Origin of the sequence: Caballeronia sp. LZ019, from assembly GCF_031450825.1 — a bacterium.
Taxonomy (GTDB): domain Bacteria; phylum Pseudomonadota; class Gammaproteobacteria; order Burkholderiales; family Burkholderiaceae; genus Caballeronia.
Window position 1 is genome coordinate 311741 of record NZ_JARTVZ010000005.1, and the last position, 18929, is coordinate 330669.

Below are 18929 nucleotides of genomic sequence, written 5' to 3' on the forward strand. Positions count from 1 at the left end.
AACGCCACGGCATTCGAAATGCCGTGGCGTTTTTTTTCGTCCCGCGGAGTTCATCTCAACGCGCTTGCGACCAGTTCCCGCGCCGCCCAGTACTCCGCCTGATTCTGCAGCTTGCTCCAGCGCAACGCCTTGCCGCGCGCACGCATGCGCGAGATGCGCTGTTGCGATGCCTTCGCCGGCGTGAAGCGGAGTTGCTCCAGCACCTTGCCAGCCTCTTCCGGCTGATTGCAGATCAGCACCATGTCGCAGCCCGCCGTCAGCGCGGCAGTCGCGGCTTCGGTGAGCGTGCCGCCCGCGCGCGCGGCTTCCATCGAAAGGTCGTCGCTGAAAATCGCGCCGTTGAAGCCCAGCTTGCCCCGCAGGATGTCCTGCAGCCAGATGCGCGAGAAGCCTGCGGGCTTGTCGTTGACTTGCGTGTAGATCACGTGCGCCGGAATCACCGACGCGAGCGACAGCCCGAGCCAGTCGTAGGGGCGCACATCGGCGGCGAGAATGTCGTCGAGCGGGCGATCGTCGGTGGGCAGCGCGACATGCGAATCCGCCGATGCGAAGCCGTGCCCCGGGAAGTGCTTGCCGCAGTTCGCCATGCCCGCGAGCGCGAGGCCGTGATTCAGGCTCTTCGCGAGCATCGTCACGACGCGAGGATCGCTGTGCAATGCGCGATCGCCGATCACCTGCGACTGGCCGTACTCGAGATCGAGCACCGGCGTGAAGCTCATGTCGATGCCGCACGCGCGCAATTCCGACGCGAGTACATAGCCGAAAGCGGTCGCCGCTCTGGTGGCCGCGAGAACGTCCCGGTCCCACAACGCGCCGAGCGTGGCCGGCGCGGGCAGCACCGTGAAACCATCGGTGCGGAAGCGCTGCACGCGTCCGCCTTCGTGATCGACGGCGATCAGGATGTCGTCGCGCACCGCGCGGATCGCATCGGTCAGCGCAACGAGTTGCGCGCGGTCCTCGAAGTGGCGCTTGAAGAGAATCACGCCGCCGGTCATCGGATGCGAGATGCGCTCGATATCCGCGTCGGAGAGCGTCGTGCCGGCGACGTCGAGCATGACGGGGCCGGGAGTGCGTTTCATCGAATTCAATGGATGTTCTTATCGTGGTTGATTGGTGTCACGCCTTGTCCGCGACTTCGGCGACGACGAAGGTCACCGCATAGTCGCGCTCGTCGGTGACGGTGACTTGCGCGGTGATGCCGCGTTGCGCGAGCCATTCGGCCAGTTCGCCCGACGCCACGACCATCGGCTTGCCGCTCGGCTCGTTGAGCGTTTGCAGCGCGCGCCAGGTCATCGGCCAGCGCATGCCGAGGCCGATCGCCTTCGAGAACGATTCCTTCGCGGAAAAGCGTGTCGCAAGGAACGCGAGACCGCGCACTTCGGAGCGCGCGCGGCGTGCGTGATAGATGCGCAGTTCGTCGGGGCCGAGTACCTTCTCGGCGAAGCGCCCTTTGGTGCGCTCCATGACCGCCGCGACGCGGCTGACTTGCACGAGATCCGTGCCGATTCCGTAGATCGCCATGATGCCGCGCTCAGCGTTTCGTTTGCGACGCGAGCCGCGATGCGACCATGATCGCCTTCATCTCGCGCACCGCGTTGTCCCAGCCGGCGAAGATCGCGTGCGCGACGATCGCATGGCCGATGTTCAGTTCGACGATGCCATCGAGCGCTGCGATCGGCTGCACGTTCGTATAGTGCAGGCCGTGGCCGGCATTGACCTTGAGGCCGAGCGCATTGCCGAAATCGACGCTCGTCGCGACGCGTTCGAACTCGCGCTGCTGCCCCGCTTCGTCGTGGGCTTCGGCATAGCGGCCCGTATGCAGTTCGATGACCGGCGCGAGCGCTTCCTTCGCCGCGCGAATCTGGGTCTCGTCCGGATCGATGAACAGCGACACGCGGATGCCCGCATCGGCCAATTGCCTGCACGCGGCCTTCACCGCTTCGAACTGGCCGGCGACGTCGAGACCGCCTTCGGTCGTCAGTTCCGCACGCTTTTCCGGCACGAGGCAGACATCCTGAGGCCGGATGTCGCACGCGATGTCGAGCATTTCGCGCGTCACCGCGCATTCGAGATTCATGCGCGTTTTGAGAAGCGGACGCAGCGCGCGCACATCGGCATCGACGATATGACGGCGATCCTCGCGTAGATGCAGCGTGATCGCGTCGGCGCCTGCTTCCTCGGCGGCGAGCGCGGCGCGGATCGGATCGGGATAGGACGTGCCGCGCGCATTGCGCAACGTGGCGACGTGATCGATATTCACGCCCAGATCGATCACGCTCGCGGGCGATGAGAGAAAGAAGCTCATAGGTTTTGCAGGTCGATCAGAATCTGACGGGTGGCGAGCGGCGCGCCGCCCAGGTGGTAATTGAGCAGGAAGCGCATCAGCGTCTTGCTCTGCACGGCGGTCTGGCCGCTGCTGTAGTCGTCGCGCTCCATGTCGATCAGCGTCTGCCCGGCGATCACCGGCCATTGCGCGGGAAGATCATCGGACGCGTCGAGCACGCCGCGCTCGGGATCGAACATGTAGCGGCCTTCCGCGACCACGCTCTCACGCGTGACCGTGCGCGTGAGCGCCATCGCATAGCCCGTTTCGCGCAACAGCACGCGCTCGAAGGAGCGCAGCACCTGCACGGCCGGTTCGCCGTGCGCGAGGCGCGAAAGCGTCAGCACGTAATGATTGAAGAGCGCCGGATGCGGGTCCTCGCGCGCGCAGAACTTCACGAGCAGTTCGTTGACGTAGAAACCGCAGAGAAGCGCGTCGCCGGTCAGAGGCAGCATGCCGCCGACCCATTCCGCCGTGGTCAGCGTGCGGACTTCGCCCTTGCCCGTCCACGAGAGCCCGAGCGGCTGAAACGTCTGCAGCACGCCGCGCAGCGCCGAATGCGGACGCTTCGCGCCCTTCGCGACGAGCGCGATGCGGCCGTGATCGCGCGAGAAGACATCGATGACGAGACTCGTCTCGCGGTAGGGATAGCTATGCAGCACGAAGCCCGGCTGCTCGCTCACGCGAAAATCTGAGCGCGGCGCGGCGCGCGGTTTCGCCCTGGCCGCGCTGCCGGTCGGGGACGCAGCCGCCCGGCGGCGCTTGGGAACGGGCCGCTCGCTGGCGTCGAAGTCGTCGTCAGGACGACTGTCGGCGGGCGGTGTCATCCACGCGTCGCGGGTGCCGGCGTCCATGAGTTCGGTCCATGCGTCATTCGTAGCCGTAGGCGCGCAAGCCAGCTTCGTTGTCAGCCCAGCCGCTCTTCACCTTCACGAAGGTTTCGAGGTACACGGGGCCGTCGAACAGCTTCTCCATGTCGAGCCGCGCCTCGGTGCTGATCTGCTTCAGCTTCGCGCCCTTCTGGCCGATGATCATCGCCTTGTGGGTGTCCCGGTTGACGAGAATGGTCGCGAACACGCGGCGCAGGCGGCCTTCGGTCTCGAACTTGTCGATAAGCACCGTGCTCGTGTACGGCAACTCGTCGCCGGTCCAGCGGAACACTTTCTCGCGCAGGATTTCCGCAGCGAGGAAGCGCTCGCTGCGGTCCGTCAGGTCGTCTTCGCCGTAGATCGGCTCGCCTTCCGGCAGATACGGCTTCACGACCGACATCAGGCGCTTGATGTCTTCCGGGTGCTTCGCCGACAGCGGCACAATCTCGCGGAAGTCGCGCAAGGCGGACATCTGCTGCATGAACGGAAAGAGCGAATCCTTGTCGCCGACGCGGTCGAGCTTGTTGGCGATCAGCAGCGTGGGCGTGCCGGTCGGAATGAGGTCGAGCACTTTCTGATCGTCGGGGCCGAAGCGGCCGGCTTCGATCACGAAGAGGATCGCATCGACCGATGTCAGCGTCGACGTCACCGCGCGATTCAGCGAGCGGTTCAGCGCGCCGCTGTGGCGCGTCTGGAAGCCGGGGGTATCGACGAAGACGTACTGCGCGTCGTCGATCGTGTTGATGCCGGTGATGCGGTGGCGCGTCGTCTGCGCCTTGCGCGACGTGATGCTCACCTTCTGGCCGACGAGCGCGTTCATGAGCGTCGATTTGCCGACGTTCGGCCTGCCGACGATAGCGACCATGCCGCAGCGGAAACCGGAAGATGTGGGAGCGTTCATAGTGTTGTGCAGCCTGGATTCGTTGGCGTCTCGAGCGTGAGACGCGATGCGCGTGCGCGCGTCAGTGGCCGGCGTCGGCGGCGCGCACGACGCGGCTGGCCGGTGCGTCGGCGCTCGCGCCGCTGTTCGTGTCGGACTCGTCGCGCTCGGCGGATGCCTCAGCCGCTTCGCTCTTCGCCGCTTTTTCCGCCTTCTCCGCCTTTTCGGGACGATGGATCAGGTGCCGCTCCGGCTTGTCGGCGGCAGCATACGCGCCGGCGGACGGTTCGACATGCGTCGCGCGGATCACGGCCAGCGGCGCGGTGTCGTGCGGCTCGTCCGCCGCATGACTGCGCGGGCGTTCCCGTTCCCGCTCGCGCCGGTCCGGCGAGCGCAGATCGAGCGCGGCCTGCACGCCGATACCGCTCGGCATCACGTCCGCCTGGGCGAGCTTCGCCGCTCGCGCGCCCTTGCGCTTCGGTTTCACGCCGAGCGTCGGCGCAGCGGCCATCACCTGGTCGAGCGCCGTCTTTGCCGCAGCCTGTTCCGCCGCGCGACGGCTCGCGCCCGAGCCCGACACTTTCACGTCGAGCTTCGGTACCGAGCATTCGACTTCGAATTGCTGGTTGTGAGCCGCGCCGTGCGTCGCCACGACCGTATAAGTGGGCAGCGCGATCTTGTGGCCCTGCAGATATTCCTGCAGCAGCGTTTTCGCGTCCTTGCCGATGGTGCGCGGATCGATGTGATCGAGCACCGGCGTGTACAGACGCTTGATGACGGTGTGCGCGGCGTCGAAACCGCCGTCGAGAAAGATGGCGCCGAAGATGGCTTCGAGGGTATCCGCGAGAATCGACGGGCGGCGGAAACCGCCGCTGCGCAGTTCGCCTTCGCCGAGACGCAGCCCTTCGGAGACGTTCAGCGCCTGAGCGATTTCATAAAGCGACTGCTGTTTGACGAGATTCGCCCGGACGCGCGACAGATCGCCTTCGTCGAGCTTGCCGAATCGCTGGAACAAAAGCGCAGCCACCACGCAATTGAGAACGGAATCGCCGAGAAATTCGAGCCGTTCGTTGTGCGTGGCGCTGTGACTGCGGTGGGTCATCGCCTGGCGCAGCAATTCCGCATTGCGAAATTCGTACCGCAGCCGGCTTTCCAACGGAGAAGATGGCATGGACAGAGTATAACGCGCCCGCCAAGGCGGCTGATTCCGCCCGGCGGGCCGGGAAAACGCATGGCGAGACGGTGTTAGCCGCGCTTCTTCACGCCGTTTCGAAGCGCGCGCCGGCGCAGTGACGGCGGCGCACGCGAAGCATCACTGGAACGAGCCGATGCGCTTCAGGTTGCTGAAGTTCATCCAGATGAAGAACGCGCGTCCGACGATGTTCTTGTCCGGGACGAAGCCCCAGTAGCGGCTGTCGGCGCTGTTGTCGCGGTTGTCGCCCATCATGAAGTAATGGCCCGGCGGCACCTTGCAGGTCACGCCTTGCGCGTTGTAGACGCAGTTGTCGCGGTACGGGAAATCGTCCGCGCCGACGACGAACGGGGGCACTTGCGGATTGTTGAGGATGGCGTTCTTGCGGCCGTCGAGATCTTCGACGAACTGCTTTGCATAGCCGATGCGCTCGTCGTCGAAATAGTCGGGCTGCGCCGCTTCCGGCACCGGCTTGCCGTTGATGGTCAGATGCTTGTTCTCATAGGCAACGGTATCGCCCGGCAGGCCGATCACGCGCTTGATGTAGTCGACCGACTCGTCCTTCGGATAGCGGAACACCACCACGTCGCCGCGCGTGAGCGGCTTGCCCTCGGTCAGCTTCGTGTTGGTGATCGGCAGACGCAGGCCGTACTCGTACTTGTTCACCAGAATGAAGTCGCCGACGAGCAGCGTCGGCACCATCGAGCCGGAGGGAATCTTGAACGGCTCCACGATGAACGAGCGCACCACGAACACCGCGAGAATCACAGGGAAGAAGCTAGCCGTGTATTCGAGCCACCACGGCTGGCGCAGCCGCTCGCCGCGCAGACGCGCGCGCGTTTCGGCCGCGTTTTCGTCGGCGAAGCGCTCGCCGACGCGTTCCTGCTGGCGGTCGAACTCGGCGACTGCGGCATCCGCCGCGCGGCGGCGTCCCGGCAGAAAGACCAGTTTGTCGAGCACCCATGCAATACCCGTCACGAGGACGAGGATCAAGAGAATCAGTGCGAAATTCATCAAACGCTTCCGGTTGTTATCGTCGGTTGTTGTTGTTCTGCGCCTCGCGGCGCGCGGACATTATTCGTCCACGCGCAGGATTGCGAGGAAGGCTTCCTGCGGAATCTCGACCGATCCGACCTGCTTCATGCGCTTCTTGCCCGCCTTCTGCTTCTCGAGCAGCTTCTTCTTGCGGGTAATGTCGCCGCCGTAACACTTCGCGAGCACGTTCTTGCGAAGCGCCTTGATGTTCTCGCGCGCGATGATGTTCGAGCCGATGGTCGCCTGGATGGCCACGTCGTACATCTGGCGCGGAATCAACTCGCGCATCTTCGAGGCGACTTCGCGGCCGCGATGCTGGCTTTGCGAACGATGGACGATGACGGAGAGCGCATCGACCTTGTCGCCGTTGATGAGCATGTTGACCTTCACCACATCCGCCGCGCGATATTCCTTGAACTCGTAGTCCATCGACGCATAGCCGCGCGACGTGGACTTCAGGCGATCGAAGAAATCGAGCACGATTTCCGCCATCGGAATTTCGTAGGTAAGCTGCACCTGGCGGCCGTGATACTGCATGTTGATCTGCGAGCCGCGCTTGTTCGTACACAGCGTGATGACCGAGCCCACATACTCTTGCGGCATGTAGAGGTTCACGGTGACGATCGGCTCGCGCACTTCCTCGATCTTGGACGGCTCCGGCATCTTCGCCGGATTTTCGACGGAGATGGTCGTGCCGTCGCGCTGCACGACCTCGTAAATCACCGTCGGGGCCGTGGTGATGAGGTCCATGTCGAACTCGCGCTCGAGCCGCTCCTGCACGATTTCCATGTGCAGCAGGCCGAGGAAGCCGCAACGGAAGCCGAAGCCGAGCGCCTGCGAGACTTCCGGCTCGAACTGCAGCGAGGCGTCGTTCAGCTTCAGCTTCTCGAGCGATTCGCGCAGTGCGTCGTACTGGTTCGCTTCGACCGGGTAGAGGCCCGCGAACACCTGCGGCTTCACTTCCTTGAAGCCCGGCAACGGCTCCTGCGCCGGCCGATTCGCGACGGTGACCGTATCGCCGACCTTGGCGGCCGTCAGCTCCTTGATGCCCGCGATGACGAATCCCACCTGCCCCGCCGACAACTGCGAGAGGTTGGTCGACTTCGGCGCGAACACGCCCAGATGCTCGACCGGGTATTGCGCGCCGGTCGCCATCATCTTGATCTTGTCCTTCGGCTTGAGCGTGCCGTTGACGATACGCACGAGCATCACGACGCCGACGTAGTTGTCGAACCACGAGTCGATGATCAGCGCCTGCACCGGCGCGTCCGGATCGCCCTTGGGCGGCGGCACTTTCGCAATTAGCGATTCCAGCACGTCCTCGACGCCGAGCCCCGTCTTCGCGCTGCAATGAACGGCGTCGGTCGCGTCGATGCCGATCACGTCTTCGATTTCGGCAATCGCGTTCTCGGGATTGGCAGCCGGCAGGTCGATCTTGTTCAGCACCGGGACGACTTCGACGCCGAGTTCGATCGCCGTATAGCAATTGGCGACGGTCTGCGCCTCGACGCCCTGGCTCGCATCGACGACGAGCAGCGCGCCTTCGCATGCCGACAGCGAGCGGCTGACTTCGTACGAGAAGTCGACGTGTCCGGGTGTATCGATCAGATTGAGGTTGTAGACCTGACCGTCGCGCGCCTTGTACGTCAGCGCCGCCGTCTGCGCCTTGATCGTGATGCCGCGCTCGCGCTCCAGGTCCATCGAGTCGAGCACCTGCGCTTCCATCTCACGATCCGACAGCCCGCCGCACAACTGGATGATGCGGTCCGCGAGCGTCGACTTGCCGTGATCGATGTGCGCAATGATCGAGAAGTTACGAATATGATTCATTCAGTGCCGATCAAGCGAAAAAGGCGCGCCCTCACACACGCGGAGCACGCCTTGAAAATTTGGGGAAAACTTCTGCATTTTAGCCGAAAAGGGGGGTGGTCAGGCGTTTTCGGCGTTCGGCGGATCAACGGCTGCGTTTCTGCAAGACCGTAAGGACGGCATCGCCGTCCAGCCGGTAATGGCACAGCTCGACGCCATCGAGCATCAGCACCGGCACGCGCTCGTTGTAACGCGCTTCGAGCTGCGGGTCTTCGTCGATGTCGATCCACTCGATCGCCACGCCGAAGCGCGCCGCGATCGGCTCCAGTTCGGCGCGCATCTCCTCGCACAGATGACACCAAGCGCGCCCGTACAGGACGAAAGGCGCGCCGTGCCTCTCACTCATCGTCGGGCGTTACTTCTGCGACGGCACGCGCGGGCGCAACGGCACGAACTGCGTGTTGTCGCCACGACGCACGAGAACCGCAACCATCTTGCTCGCATCGAGGCTCTGCGCGAGCGCTTCGAACTGCTTCGCGCTCGTGATATCGGTGTCGCCGATGCGCATGATGATGTCGCCCTTCTGGAAGCCCGCGCGCGCGGCCGGTCCTTCGACGGCGTCGACCAGCACGCCGCTCGTGAGCTTGAGCGCCTTCTTCTGCTCGGCGGAGAGATCACTCACCGCGAGCCCGAGCGAATTGCTTGCGCGCTCCTTCGGCTGCGGGGCGCGGCGCTGCTCGGCCTTCGCGACCTTGTCCGGCTGCATTTCGGCGATGGTGATCGGCAGTTCGCGCGACTGACCCTTGCGCCAGATCGTGACGGTCGCCTTCGAGCCCGGCTTGCTGTCGCCTACCATGCGCGGCAGATCGGTCGCCGTCTCGACGTTCGTTCCGTTGAACTTCAGGATGATGTCGCCCGGCTGAATGCCCGCCTTGTCCGCCGGACCGCCCGACTCGACGCTGCTCACGAGCGCGCCCTGCGCCTTCGGCAGGCCGAGCGAATCCGCGACGTCCTTCGTCACTTCGCCGATAGCCACCGCGATGCGCCCGCGCACGACCTTGCCCGACGTCTTCAGCTGATCGGCCACGCGCATCGCTTCGTCGATCGGAATCGCGAACGAGATGCCCATGAAACCGCCGGTGCGGCTATAGATCTGCGAATTGATGCCGATGACTTCGCCCGCCATGTTGATGAGCGGACCGCCCGAGTTGCCCGGATTCACCGCGACGTCGGTCTGGATGAACGGCAGGTAATCGCCCGTGTCGCGCCCTTTCGCGCTGACGATGCCCGCCGTCACCGTGTTGTCGAGGCCGAACGGCGAGCCGATCGCGAGGACCCATTCGCCGACGCGCACCTTGTTCGAATCGCCGATGGTGATGGCCGGCAGGCTCGACGCACTGATCTTGACCACCGCTACGTCGGTGCGCTCGTCGACGCCGACGAGCCGCGCCTTGAACTCGCGCTTGTCGGTGAGCGTGACGTAGATGGTGTCGGCGTCATCGACGACGTGCGCGTTCGTCATCACATAGCCGTCCGTTGACAGGATGAATCCCGAGCCGACGCCGCTGCTCTGTTCCGAATTGTCCTGGCTGTCATCCGGCGGAAGGCTGCGGCTGCCGCCCTTGCCCTGATCGCCGCCGCTTCCACCGCCGCCACCGCCGCCACCACCACCGCGTGGCGGCTGGCCGGGCATCGGGATACCGAAGAAGCGGCGGAAGAACTCGGACATGTCGCCTTCATCGAGGCCGGGCGGCAGACCGCGCAAGTCGTTGGCAGTGCCGACACGCGAGGTCGTGCGGATATTGACGACCGAAGGCCCGACCCTGTCGACGAGCGCAGTGAAATCCGGCAGGTTCACCGCCGGGGCCGCCGCCGCCGTATGCGAGATGAGCGGCAGGCACACGGCGAGCGCCGCGGCCGCGATGAACTTGCGCAGCGAGTAGTAGCTCATAGGCTGGAGGCGAGGGATTCGATTACCGGGAAGGCTTGTATTCTATGGTAGAGGCAAATTGCTGCAACGTGCTTTGCGGCACTTCGCCGAGCAAGGTAATCCAGAAATCGCCACGGCGCTTCACGAGCACATGCGTCGCGCCGCTGTTGCCCGCGCCTTCCTTGCGCGAACTCTTCTCGACCGGCTCGACGAACACCGAAATGGCGGCGAGGCCGTCGGAGAACACGGCCTGATCGACGGGGATCGGCGCCTGGCCCTGCTGGCTCGACGCCATCGGCCGGCGCAGTTCGCGAATCTTTTTGAAGCCCGGAATGCTCGGCTTCATCTGCCAGCCCTGCGCTTCCATGTCGACCGGCTGCACGGGCGGCCGCACGATCGTCCAGCCCGCCGTGCTGCGCATGCCGTTCGCAATCGCCGCCTTGTCGATGGCCCCGCCGATGCGCACTTGCGAGAACGAAAGCTGTTCCAGCACCTGACCGTCCGGATCGAGCGTCTGGGCACGCAGCAGAAGACCGGTTTTCGCGTCGGCCCAGAGCTTGTAGGCGAAGCGATACGCGTCTTTCGGATCGAGCTCGATGACCTGGCTTTCGACGCCCGCCACGCGGTCGTTACCCAGCAGCTTCGGCTCGTAGTAGTTCAGCACCTGATCCCCGCTCGTCGCGAGCAGCGACGGGAACGAGTCGCGGCTCTGCCGATGCTCCATCACGAGCAGATGGCGCTCCGGCACGAACGTGACCATGTCGTCGTCGTGGCGCAACATGCGGCGCGGTGCGCCGTCGAGACTTTCGAGGGATTCGTATTCGCCGTCGCCGCGCGTGGCGACGTGCGTGATCCGCGACGACTGCACCGTCGTGCCGCGCTGATAGACGAAGGTGCCCTCGTAGTTCTGCTGCTGGGCCGCCTCGTGGATGCGATTGAGCAGGCTGGCCGCGGTCTTGCGCTGTGCGGCGTCGGCGGTGTCGGCAAACGAAGTCGATGCCGCCGACAACAATGCGGCTGCGCACAACATCAATGCCGGCAGCCGCCCCCAGGTTCTAGTTTTATTCAACCGCACACTCGCCCTCGGTTATTGGCCCTGCGAAGTCACGGCCGCGCGAATCAGAGGCATGGAGCCGGGCATCGCAGGCTGCTGCGAGAACTGCTGATGCGCTTCGAGATATTGATCGAGATTCGCGTCGCGGATGATGTTCGCTTCCACGACCGGCGACGCCGTGCTCACCGCCGGCACCGACGCGAGCGCGACGCGCTGCACCGGCTCCGTCTGGGCGACGCTCGCCACCTGCGCACCCGACTGACTGCCGACGCCCTGCAACTGCGGCACGACGATCCACGTCAGCGTGGCCGCAGCCGCCGCTACCGCGAACGCCGGCACGACGCGCCGGCGCAGCAAGCCGCCGCGCGCCTTCTGCGCCGGAAGCGCTGCGGGCGCAAGCACGTGCGCTTCAGCTTCGAAACGCGCGGAGAACGCCGACATGAACGCGCTGCTGCGCACCGGGCTTTCGGCGAGATCGTCCGAGCGCAATGCGTCGCCAATCAGGTGATAGTCGGACCACGCCGCGCGGTCCTGGCTCGTCAGTCCCGCAAGGAACTGGCTGATGTTTTGAATCTCGTCGAGCGATTCACCGTCGACGAACGCCGACATGCGCTCGCCGCGCGTGCCCGCCTGAGAATGTGTCTGCGAATTTCCGTGCGCTTGCATCGAGACCGACCCCATGATGCTCCCCAATCCTGTGATACCACCCCGTAGTGACACCAACTAACCCAGATATCGCGTCCCTGTCCCGTGGATTTCGCCGCCTACCAGCGTTTGCCTTCGGGAGTGTCCAACAACGGACGCAATTTTGCCGCAATGGCTTCGCGAGCACGGAAAATTCTTGATCTGACGGTGCCGATGGGGCAATCCATCATCTCGGCGATTTCTTCGTAGCTCAACCCTTCGATTTCCCGGAGCGTGATGGCGGTGCGCAGTTCTTCCGGCAGCAGCGCCATCGCAGCATTGACCGTTTCCGCGATCTGCTTGCTCATCAACATCGACTCGGGCGTGTTGATATCCCTTAGTTGGTCGGCGTCGGAGAAAGTTTCCGCCTCTTCGGCATCTGCTTCGGTAGAAGTGGGAGCGCGGCGGCCCTGCGTGGCAAGGTAGTTCTTCGCCGTATTGACGGCGATGCGGTACAGCCAGGTGTAGAAGGCCGATTCGCCCCGGAATTGCGGCAGCGCGCGATAAGCCTTGATGAAGGCGTCCTGGGCGACGTCCTCGACCTCGGCGGGGTCGCGCACGAGGCGCGAGATCAGTCGAATGATCTTGCGGTGGTATTTGGCGACCAGCAGTTCGAACGCGGCTTTGTCGCCCTTCTGCACGCGCTCGACCAGCACTTGGTCGATTTCTTTTTCGCTCACCTGGGAATCCGTTTGACATGGGGGCTGTTCGCGGACGGCTATTGTAGCGTTACCGTCTTCGCGTTATCCCCGACGCTCATGCGCCGTTACAGTCTTTACAGGTATGCGCTCGCGGCGCGGCGGGCGCGTACTGCAAGCTGGCGGAAGGTGTCGGAATCGACGGTGTCCGCCGCGACCAGCAGCGTGCGCGGCCTGCCTTTCCCCGCGGACAAGGTCAGCGCCAGCAGCCGCCCGCTCCACTGGGCACAGCCGACGATGGCGAGATAGTGCGTGCCGCCCGCGCGTTCCCAGACGGTCACGCCGTCGGCGTGCAGCGCGATCGCCACCGGCTGCCGACGCCGCCAGCGCGCCGCTGCCACCCCGAGCAGCGCGAGCGCGACGAGCGCCGCGACGGCGCCATCGAATGCGCCGAAACGCCCCGCGACACATTCGAAGACCGCCGCGCCGGCCACCGCGATGAACACACCGAGCGCGGCGAGCACAAAACGAGACGGCCGCATCGGGATGCGCGGCAGCGTGCCTGCTTCCCGATGCGGCCGATGCTCCTGCGCGCCCGTCATCACGGTCCCCGATCCGGCGAGCGCGTGGCGCTCAATGACGCTTGAAGATGAGCGAGCCGTTCGTGCCGCCGAAGCCGAACGAGTTCTTCACCGCGACATCGATCTTCATTTCCCGCGCGGTGTTCGCGCAGTAGTCCAGGTCGCACTGCGGGTCCTGATTGAAGATGTTGATGGTCGGCGGCGAAATCTGGTTGTGCACGGCGAGCACCGTAAACACCGATTCGAGTCCGCCCGCGCCGCCGAGCAGGTGGCCCGTCATCGACTTCGTGGAGTTCACGACAGCGCTCTTCGCATGGTCGCCGAGCGCGCGCTTGATGCCGATGGTCTCCGCGATGTCGCCGAGCGGCGTCGACGTGCCGTGCGCGTTCACGTAGTTGACCTGGTCGGCGTTGACCTTCGCGTTTTTCAGCGCGTTGACCATTGCGCGGCGGCCGCCGTCGCCGTCTTCGGGCGGTGCGGTCATGTGGTACGCATCGCCGCTCATGCCGTAGCCCAGCACTTCCGCGTAAATCTTCGCGCCGCGCGCCTTCGCGTGCTCGTACTCTTCGAGCACCATCACGCCCGCGCCCTCGCCGAGCACGAAGCCGTCGCGATCCGTGTCCCAGGGACGGCTGGCCGTCGACGGATCGTCGTTGCGCTGCGAGAGCGCGCGCGCCGCCGCGAAACCGCCGATGCCGAGCGGGGACACCGTTGCTTCCGCGCCGCCCGCGATCATCACGTCGGCGTCGCCATATTCGATCAGACGCGACGCCTCACCGATGCAGTGCAGACCGGTCGTGCAGGCCGTGACCATCGACAGGTTCGGCCCCTTGAGGCCGAAGCGGATCGACAGATGACCGGAAATCATGTTGATGATCGACGCCGGCACGAAGAACGGCGAGATGCGGCGCGGGCCGCGATTGAGCAGTTCGGTCTGGGTGACTTCGATCATCGGCAGGCCGCCGATGCCCGAGCCGACCACCACGCCGACGCGCTCCGCGTTCTCTTCGGTGATCTCGAGGCCGCTGTCCTGCATGGCCTGGACGCCCGCCGCGAAGCCGTAATGGATGAAGGTATCCATGTGGCGCGCTTCCTTAGCGGGCATGTAGTCCTCGATGTTGAAGCCCTTCACCTCGCCCGCGAAACGGGTCGAGAAGTTCGTGGCATCGAACTTCGTGATATTGGCAATGCCGGACTTGCCCGCCACCAGATTGGCCCAGCCGTCGGCAACGGTATTGCCGACAGGCGAAATGAGCCCAAGGCCTGTAACAACAACTCGACGACGGCTCACGGTAACCCCTTATCCATAGAATGACGAAAAGCAAAAGCCACAGCGGCCACAGGAAACCGCCCTGTGTGCCCTGTGGCTGTTGAATCGGTTTTCGCAGCGACGGTGCTTCAAGCTTGAAGAGCGACGAGTCGCCGGCGCGTCCGGCCTTAGGCCTTGACGTTCGCGCGAGCGTAGTCGATCGCTTGCTGAACCGTGGTGATCTTTTCGGCCTCTTCATCGGGAATTTCCATGCCGAACTCGTCTTCCAGCGCCATCACCAGTTCAACGGTATCGAGCGAGTCAGCGCCCAGATCGTTCACGAACGATGCTTCGTTCTTGATTTCGGCTTCAGCCACGCCCAGTTGTTCGGCGACGATCTTCTTCACGCGCTGTTCGATGTTGTCCATGCAACCCTCCGAGGGAATAAAAGTTCAAAAATACGAGTGCGCGCATTTTATCAGGTTTGGTCCCGCAAAATACGGCGCTTCAGTTCCGTGCTCCACCGCCTCCTGCGCTTCATCAAGGCGCTCGCGGCGGGTTGCATCGTGTGTTGCGGTCGCGCTATCGACCGTGCGCGCATGCTCGTGAAAGCATTTCGCGCGCCCGTCTGCCGCGCGGATATTAAGCGAATTTCGGCGAAATGCCTATTACATGTACATGCCGCCGTTCACGTGCAGCGTCGTGCCCGTGATATAGCCCGCGAACGGCGACGCCAGGAAGGCCACCGCATGTGCGATGTCGTCGGGGCTGCCGAGCCGGCCAAGCGGAATCTGCGCGGTCAGCGCGGTGCGCTGCTCTTCCGGCAGGACCTTGGTCATGTCGGTATCGATGAAGCCCGGCGCGATGCAGTTCACGGTAATGCCGCGGCTGCCGATCTCGCGTGCGAGCGCGCGCGTCATGCCCGCGACCCCGGCCTTCGCCGCCGCGTAGTTGGCCTGACCGGGATTGCCCGACGAGCCGACCACCGAGGTGATGTTGATGATGCGGCCGCCGCGCGCCTTCATCATCGGGCGCAGGACGGCGCGCGACAGACGGAATACTGCACGCAGGTTGGTGTCGATGACGGCGTCGAATTCGTCGTCCTTCATGCGCATGGCGAGCTGGTCCTTCGTGATGCCCGCGTTGTTCACGAGGATGTTCAGGCCGCCGAATTCCCTCACGGTTGCGTCGATGAACGCATCGGCGGCTGCCGCGTCGTTCACGTTCAGCACCGCGCCGCGGCCCTTGCCGCCCGCCTGCGCCAGCGCTTCGCCGATGCCGGCCGCGCCGCTTTCGCTCGTCGCGGTGCCGATGACCGTCGCGCCCTGACGCGCCAGTTCGAGCGCGATCGCGCGCCCGATGCCACGCGATGCGCCCGTGACGATCGCTACCTGATTGTCCAAGTTCATGTCGTTCTCTCTCTTATCCAGCGATCAGTTTGCGCGTTTCCTCGAGCGAAGTCGGATCGAAGATCGAGCCGCCGACGAGGTTGCCGTCGATGCGCTTGGTCAGCCCGGCGAGCACCTTGCCCGGCCCGCATTCGACGACGTGCGTGACGCCTTCGCGCGCCATCGCCTGCACGCATTCGACCCAGCGCACCGGACCTGCGGCCTGGCGCACGAGTGCGTCCTTGATGGCGGCGGGATCGGAGACGATCGCGACATCGACGTTATTGATCAGCGGAATGGCCGGCGCCTTCACCTCGACGTTGGCGAGATATTCCCGCAATTGGTCCGAAGCGGGTTTGAGCAGCGACGAATGGAACGGCGCCGACACGGGCAGCGGCAGCGCGCGTTTTGCCCCTTTCGCCTTCGCCACTTCACACGCCTTTTCGACTGCGGCCTTCGCGCCGGCGATCACCACCTGCGCGGGCGCGTTGAAGTTGACCGCTTCGACCACGCCGGCCGACGCGGCCTCGGCGCACACCGCGCGCACCGTGTCGTCGTCGAGACCGAGGATTGCAGCCATCCCGCCCTCGCCGACCGGGACGGCGTTCTGCATGGCCTGGGCACGGAAGCGCACGAGCGGAACGGCATCGGAGAACGCGAGCGCACCCGCCGCGACCAGCGCCGTGTATTCGCCGAGGCTATGGCCCGCGACGAGCGCCGGCACGAGACCCGTTTCCGTCTGCCACACGCGATAGATCGCGTAGGCGGCGGTCAGCATGACGGGCTGCGTGTTGGTCGTGAGATTGAGTTCTTCCGCCGGGCCTTCGGCGATCAGCTTGCCGAGATCCTGGCCGAGCGCGTCGGATGCCTGTTGCACCGTTTCGCGCACCACGGCGTGATCGGCGAATGCGTTGAGCATCCCGATCGATTGCGAGCCCTGGCCCGGAAATACGAACGCGAATTTCATGTCGTCCTCGTTGAATTGGAATGATCCGGATGTCTTCACGGCCTGCGCACGAACCGCGCGCTCCTGCGGCGCGCGGCGGCTGTCGTGAAGGGGATCAGTTGCGAATGAGTAGAGGGGATGGATGAACCGATCAGTAGCGGAAGACCGACGCGCCCCACGTGAAGCCGCCGCCCACGCCTTCGATCAGCACGTTCTGTCCGCGCTTGATGCGGCCGTCGCGCACCGCGACGTCGAGTGCGAGCGGAATCGACGCTGCCGATGTATTGCCGTGATCGCCGACCGTCACCACCATGCGCTCCTGCGGCAGGTGCAGCTTGCGGCAGGTGCTCTGCATGATGCGGATATTGGCCTGATGGGGAATCAGCCAGTCGATCTCCTGCGGCGTCAATTTCGCTTTCTGGAGCGCCTCGATGGCCACCTTTTCCAGCACGTTGACCGCGAGCTTGAACACCGCCTGGCCGTCCATGTGCAGGAAGGCGCTGCCCGCCACGACGCCGCCGTTCACGTTGCCCGGCGTGCAGAGGATGTCCGCGTAGCTGCCGTCGGCGTGCAACGCGCTCGCCAGCACGCCCGGCTCTTCCGATGCCTGGAGCACGACCGCGCCCGCGCCGTCGCCGAACAGCACGCAAGTGGTGCGATCCTTGAAGTCGAGAATGCGCGAGAACGTTTCCGCGCCGACGACGAGCGCCGTGCGATGCATCCCGCTGCGAATGAAGCTGTCCGCCGTCGCCATGCCGTACGCGAAGCCCGAACACACGGCCTGCACGTCGAACGCCGCGCCGTTGTTTTTGATACCGAGCTTGTTCTGCAGCAGGCAGGCAGTGCTGGGAAACACGAAGTCCGGCGTGGACGTCGCGACGATGATCAGGTCGATGGACTGCGGATCGATGCCCGCAGCCTGGATCGCCTTCTGCGATGCGATCAGCGCGAGATCGCTCGTCGTCTGGTCCGGGGCCGCGAAGTGGCGCGCGTGGATGCCCGTGCGCGCGACGATCCATTCATCGCTGGTCTCGACACCTTGCGTCGCGAGACGATCCGCCAATGCCTGATTCGTGATGCGCTCGGACGGCAGATAGCTGCCGGTGCCCAGCACGCGAGCGTAGAGATTGGATTGAGCCATTATGCCTTCGTGGGTAGCGCGGTGCCGGACGCGTCCGGCGGGTTTGGCAGGGAGTTCGGCTGAGTCGCCGCGCCGCCCGCTGAATCGGCGGGACGGGCGGCATCGGGAGCCGTTGCGCTCGGTCCGGCGTCGCGCGCGGGCTGAGCATTCTCTTCCATCGCACGCACCAGGCGTTCGAGCACGCCATTTTTGACCGCATCATACCCGCGTTTGATCGCCCACTCAAAACCGTAGGCCTCGGCCGAACCGTGACTCTTGATCACGAGGCCGCGCAAACCGAGCAGCGCCGCGCCGTTGTACTGCGCCGGATCGACGCGTTTGCGGAAGCGCTTGAGCACGGGCATCGCGACGAGCGCCATCACCTTGCTCGACAGCGAGCGCGTGAACTCTTCCTTGATCATGTCGGAGAGCATCTTCGCAAGACCTTCCGAGGTCTTCAGCGCGACGTTGCCGACGAAGCCATCGCACACGACGACATCCGTGGTGCCCTTATAGATGTCGTTGCCTTCCACGTTACCGTAGAAGTTGAGCGTGCTCGCGCGCAGCAGCTCGCCGGCGCGCTTGATGGTCTCGTTGCCCTTGATGACTTCTTCGCCGATATTGAGCAGCCCGATGGTCGGCCGCTCGCGGCCTTCGATGGCCGATACGAGCGCGTGCCCCATCTCCGCGAACTGCAGCAGGTGCTCGGGCTCGCAGTTGACGTTCGCGCCCAGATCCAGCACGGTGGTATAGCCCTTCTGGCTGGGCATCGCGAACGCGATGGCCGGGCGCTCGATGCCCGACAGCGTCTTGAGCACGTAGCGCGACACGGCCATGAGCGCGCCCGTGTTGCCGGCGGAGATGCAGGTCTGCGCCTCGCCGTCCTTGACGAGATTCAGCGCGACGCGCATCGACGAATCTTTCTTCTTGCGCAGCGCGACTTCGACGGGATCGTCCATGGCGACCACCTCGGTCGCGGGAACCACCGTCAGCCGCGGCTCGTCGACCGCCTTGGCTTTCTTTAGCTGCGCACGGATGGCCTGCTCGATGCCGACGAGCATCAGGTGCGCGTCGGGATGCGAGCGCACGAAATTGACGGCGGCGGGAACGGTCACGGCCGGACCGTGGTCGCCTCCCATGCAGTCAATGGTTATCTTTACGGTCATGGAAAGCGACGAATTTCAGGCACAAAAAAGCGGCAGTGAAATGCCGCCTTCTTGTCATACCGGGA

20 protein-coding genes are annotated in these 18929 nt (G+C 64.7%); all 20 read right to left on the reverse strand.

The window, feature by feature from the left end; genetic code table 11:
* Positions 1 to 50: 50 nt before the first annotated feature.
* The 20 genes from nagZ to plsX all read right to left on the reverse strand — a co-directional run bounded on the left by nagZ (position 51) and on the right by plsX (position 18864).
* Positions 51 to 1079 (reverse strand): beta-N-acetylhexosaminidase, encoded by a 1029-nt coding sequence (nagZ, locus tag P9255_RS14840; protein ID WP_309789965.1) that lies wholly within the window; start codon positions 1077 to 1079, stop codon positions 51 to 53.
* Between the two features lie 37 nt (positions 1080 to 1116).
* The gene (acpS, locus tag P9255_RS14845) at positions 1117 to 1521 is read right to left on the reverse strand and encodes a holo-ACP synthase (RefSeq protein ID WP_309764400.1); all 405 of its coding nucleotides are present in this window, start codon (positions 1519 to 1521) and stop codon (positions 1117 to 1119) included.
* 10 nt (positions 1522 to 1531) lie between these two features.
* On the reverse strand, positions 1532 to 2305 hold the full coding sequence (pdxJ, locus tag P9255_RS14850; protein WP_309789966.1) for a pyridoxine 5'-phosphate synthase: 774 nt from the start codon (positions 2303 to 2305) through the stop codon (positions 1532 to 1534).
* Positions 2302 to 3177 (reverse strand): DNA repair protein RecO, encoded by an 876-nt coding sequence (gene recO / locus P9255_RS14855; RefSeq protein ID WP_309789967.1) that lies wholly within the window; start codon positions 3175 to 3177, stop codon positions 2302 to 2304. The genes pdxJ and recO overlap by 4 nt, the downstream gene beginning before the upstream one ends.
* A 16-nt stretch (positions 3178 to 3193) precedes the next feature.
* Complete coding sequence (era, locus tag P9255_RS14860; RefSeq protein ID WP_309789968.1) at positions 3194 to 4093, reverse strand: GTPase Era; 900 nt, start codon at positions 4091 to 4093, stop codon at positions 3194 to 3196.
* Between the two features lie 61 nt (positions 4094 to 4154).
* The gene (gene rnc / locus P9255_RS14865) at positions 4155 to 5243 is read right to left on the reverse strand and encodes a ribonuclease III (protein ID WP_309764396.1); all 1089 of its coding nucleotides are present in this window, start codon (positions 5241 to 5243) and stop codon (positions 4155 to 4157) included.
* Between the two features lie 141 nt (positions 5244 to 5384).
* Entirely contained in the window at positions 5385 to 6278 is an 894-nt protein-coding gene (lepB, locus tag P9255_RS14870) for a signal peptidase I (RefSeq protein ID WP_309789969.1), read from the reverse strand.
* A gap of 60 nt (positions 6279 to 6338) precedes the next feature.
* Positions 6339 to 8129 (reverse strand): translation elongation factor 4, encoded by a 1791-nt coding sequence (gene lepA, locus P9255_RS14875; protein ID WP_309789970.1) that lies wholly within the window; start codon positions 8127 to 8129, stop codon positions 6339 to 6341.
* Positions 8130 to 8253: 124 nt separating this feature from the next.
* Complete coding sequence (locus P9255_RS14880; RefSeq protein WP_309764393.1) at positions 8254 to 8514, reverse strand: glutaredoxin family protein; 261 nt, start codon at positions 8512 to 8514, stop codon at positions 8254 to 8256.
* Positions 8515 to 8523: 9 nt separating this feature from the next.
* Positions 8524 to 10059 carry a DegQ family serine endoprotease gene (locus P9255_RS14885; protein WP_309764391.1) on the reverse strand — a complete coding sequence of 512 codons (1536 nt, stop codon included), beginning with the start codon at positions 10057 to 10059 and terminating at the stop codon, positions 8524 to 8526.
* A 22-nt stretch (positions 10060 to 10081) separates the two neighbouring features.
* Positions 10082 to 11068 carry a MucB/RseB C-terminal domain-containing protein gene (locus P9255_RS14890; protein ID WP_309790757.1) on the reverse strand — a complete coding sequence of 329 codons (987 nt, stop codon included), beginning with the start codon at positions 11066 to 11068 and terminating at the stop codon, positions 10082 to 10084.
* A gap of 57 nt (positions 11069 to 11125) precedes the next feature.
* Entirely contained in the window at positions 11126 to 11773 is a 648-nt protein-coding gene (locus P9255_RS14895; RefSeq protein ID WP_309764390.1) for a sigma-E factor negative regulatory protein, read from the reverse strand.
* 83 nt (positions 11774 to 11856) lie between these two features.
* On the reverse strand, positions 11857 to 12456 hold the full coding sequence (gene rpoE, locus P9255_RS14900) for an RNA polymerase sigma factor RpoE (protein WP_277184115.1): 600 nt from the start codon (positions 12454 to 12456) through the stop codon (positions 11857 to 11859).
* A 95-nt stretch (positions 12457 to 12551) separates the two neighbouring features.
* On the reverse strand, positions 12552 to 13016 hold the full coding sequence (locus P9255_RS14905) for a protein YgfX (RefSeq protein WP_309789971.1): 465 nt from the start codon (positions 13014 to 13016) through the stop codon (positions 12552 to 12554).
* A gap of 31 nt (positions 13017 to 13047) precedes the next feature.
* Positions 13048 to 14286: a beta-ketoacyl-ACP synthase II gene (fabF, locus tag P9255_RS14910; protein ID WP_309764388.1), complete on the reverse strand. Its 1239-nt coding sequence runs from the start codon at positions 14284 to 14286 to the stop codon at positions 13048 to 13050.
* Between the two features lie 146 nt (positions 14287 to 14432).
* Positions 14433 to 14672, reverse strand: coding sequence for an acyl carrier protein (gene acpP / locus P9255_RS14915; protein ID WP_004197638.1), 240 nt, complete (start codon positions 14670 to 14672; stop codon positions 14433 to 14435).
* 240 nt (positions 14673 to 14912) lie between these two features.
* Positions 14913 to 15653 (reverse strand): 3-oxoacyl-ACP reductase FabG, encoded by a 741-nt coding sequence (gene fabG, locus P9255_RS14920; RefSeq protein WP_309764387.1) that lies wholly within the window; start codon positions 15651 to 15653, stop codon positions 14913 to 14915.
* Between the two features lie 13 nt (positions 15654 to 15666).
* A complete protein-coding gene (fabD, locus tag P9255_RS14925; protein WP_309789972.1) occupies positions 15667 to 16599 on the reverse strand; it encodes an ACP S-malonyltransferase in 933 nt (310 codons plus the stop codon).
* 130 nt (positions 16600 to 16729) lie between these two features.
* Positions 16730 to 17719 (reverse strand): beta-ketoacyl-ACP synthase III, encoded by a 990-nt coding sequence (locus P9255_RS14930; RefSeq protein WP_309764385.1) that lies wholly within the window; start codon positions 17717 to 17719, stop codon positions 16730 to 16732.
* Positions 17719 to 18864 (reverse strand): phosphate acyltransferase PlsX, encoded by a 1146-nt coding sequence (gene plsX / locus P9255_RS14935; protein ID WP_309789973.1) that lies wholly within the window; start codon positions 18862 to 18864, stop codon positions 17719 to 17721. The genes P9255_RS14930 and plsX overlap by 1 nt, the downstream gene beginning before the upstream one ends.
* Between the last annotated feature and the right edge of the window lie 65 nt (positions 18865 to 18929).

Bases quoted from the DNA above. Each gene is read 5' to 3' on its own strand.
- nagZ (WP_309789965.1), bottom strand. From the start codon at position 1,079: ATGAAACGCACTCCCGGCCCCGTCATGCTCGACGTCGCCGGCACGACG.
- acpS (WP_309764400.1), bottom strand. From the start codon at position 1,521: ATGGCGATCTACGGAATCGGCACGGATCTCGTGCAAGTCAGCCGCGTC.
- pdxJ (WP_309789966.1), bottom strand. From the start codon at position 2,305: ATGAGCTTCTTTCTCTCATCGCCCGCGAGCGTGATCGATCTGGGCGTG.
- recO (WP_309789967.1), bottom strand. From the start codon at position 3,177: ATGGACGCCGGCACCCGCGACGCGTGGATGACACCGCCCGCCGACAGT.
- era (WP_309789968.1), bottom strand. From the start codon at position 4,093: ATGAACGCTCCCACATCTTCCGGTTTCCGCTGCGGCATGGTCGCTATC.
- rnc (WP_309764396.1), bottom strand. From the start codon at position 5,243: ATGCCATCTTCTCCGTTGGAAAGCCGGCTGCGGTACGAATTTCGCAAT.
- lepB (WP_309789969.1), bottom strand. From the start codon at position 6,278: ATGAATTTCGCACTGATTCTCTTGATCCTCGTCCTCGTGACGGGTATT.
- lepA (WP_309789970.1), bottom strand. From the start codon at position 8,129: ATGAATCATATTCGTAACTTCTCGATCATTGCGCACATCGATCACGGC.
- P9255_RS14880 (WP_309764393.1), bottom strand. From the start codon at position 8,514: ATGAGTGAGAGGCACGGCGCGCCTTTCGTCCTGTACGGGCGCGCTTGG.
- P9255_RS14885 (WP_309764391.1), bottom strand. From the start codon at position 10,059: ATGAGCTACTACTCGCTGCGCAAGTTCATCGCGGCCGCGGCGCTCGCC.
- P9255_RS14890 (WP_309790757.1), bottom strand. From the start codon at position 11,068: ATGTTGTGCGCAGCCGCATTGTTGTCGGCGGCATCGACTTCGTTTGCC.
- P9255_RS14895 (WP_309764390.1), bottom strand. From the start codon at position 11,773: ATGGGGTCGGTCTCGATGCAAGCGCACGGAAATTCGCAGACACATTCT.
- P9255_RS14905 (WP_309789971.1), bottom strand. From the start codon at position 13,016: ATGACGGGCGCGCAGGAGCATCGGCCGCATCGGGAAGCAGGCACGCTG.
- acpP (WP_004197638.1), bottom strand. From the start codon at position 14,672: ATGGACAACATCGAACAGCGCGTGAAGAAGATCGTCGCCGAACAACTG.
- fabG (WP_309764387.1), bottom strand. From the start codon at position 15,653: ATGAACTTGGACAATCAGGTAGCGATCGTCACGGGCGCATCGCGTGGC.
- fabD (WP_309789972.1), bottom strand. From the start codon at position 16,599: ATGAAATTCGCGTTCGTATTTCCGGGCCAGGGCTCGCAATCGATCGGG.
- P9255_RS14930 (WP_309764385.1), bottom strand. From the start codon at position 17,719: ATGGCTCAATCCAATCTCTACGCTCGCGTGCTGGGCACCGGCAGCTAT.
- plsX (WP_309789973.1), bottom strand. From the start codon at position 18,864: ATGACCGTAAAGATAACCATTGACTGCATGGGAGGCGACCACGGTCCG.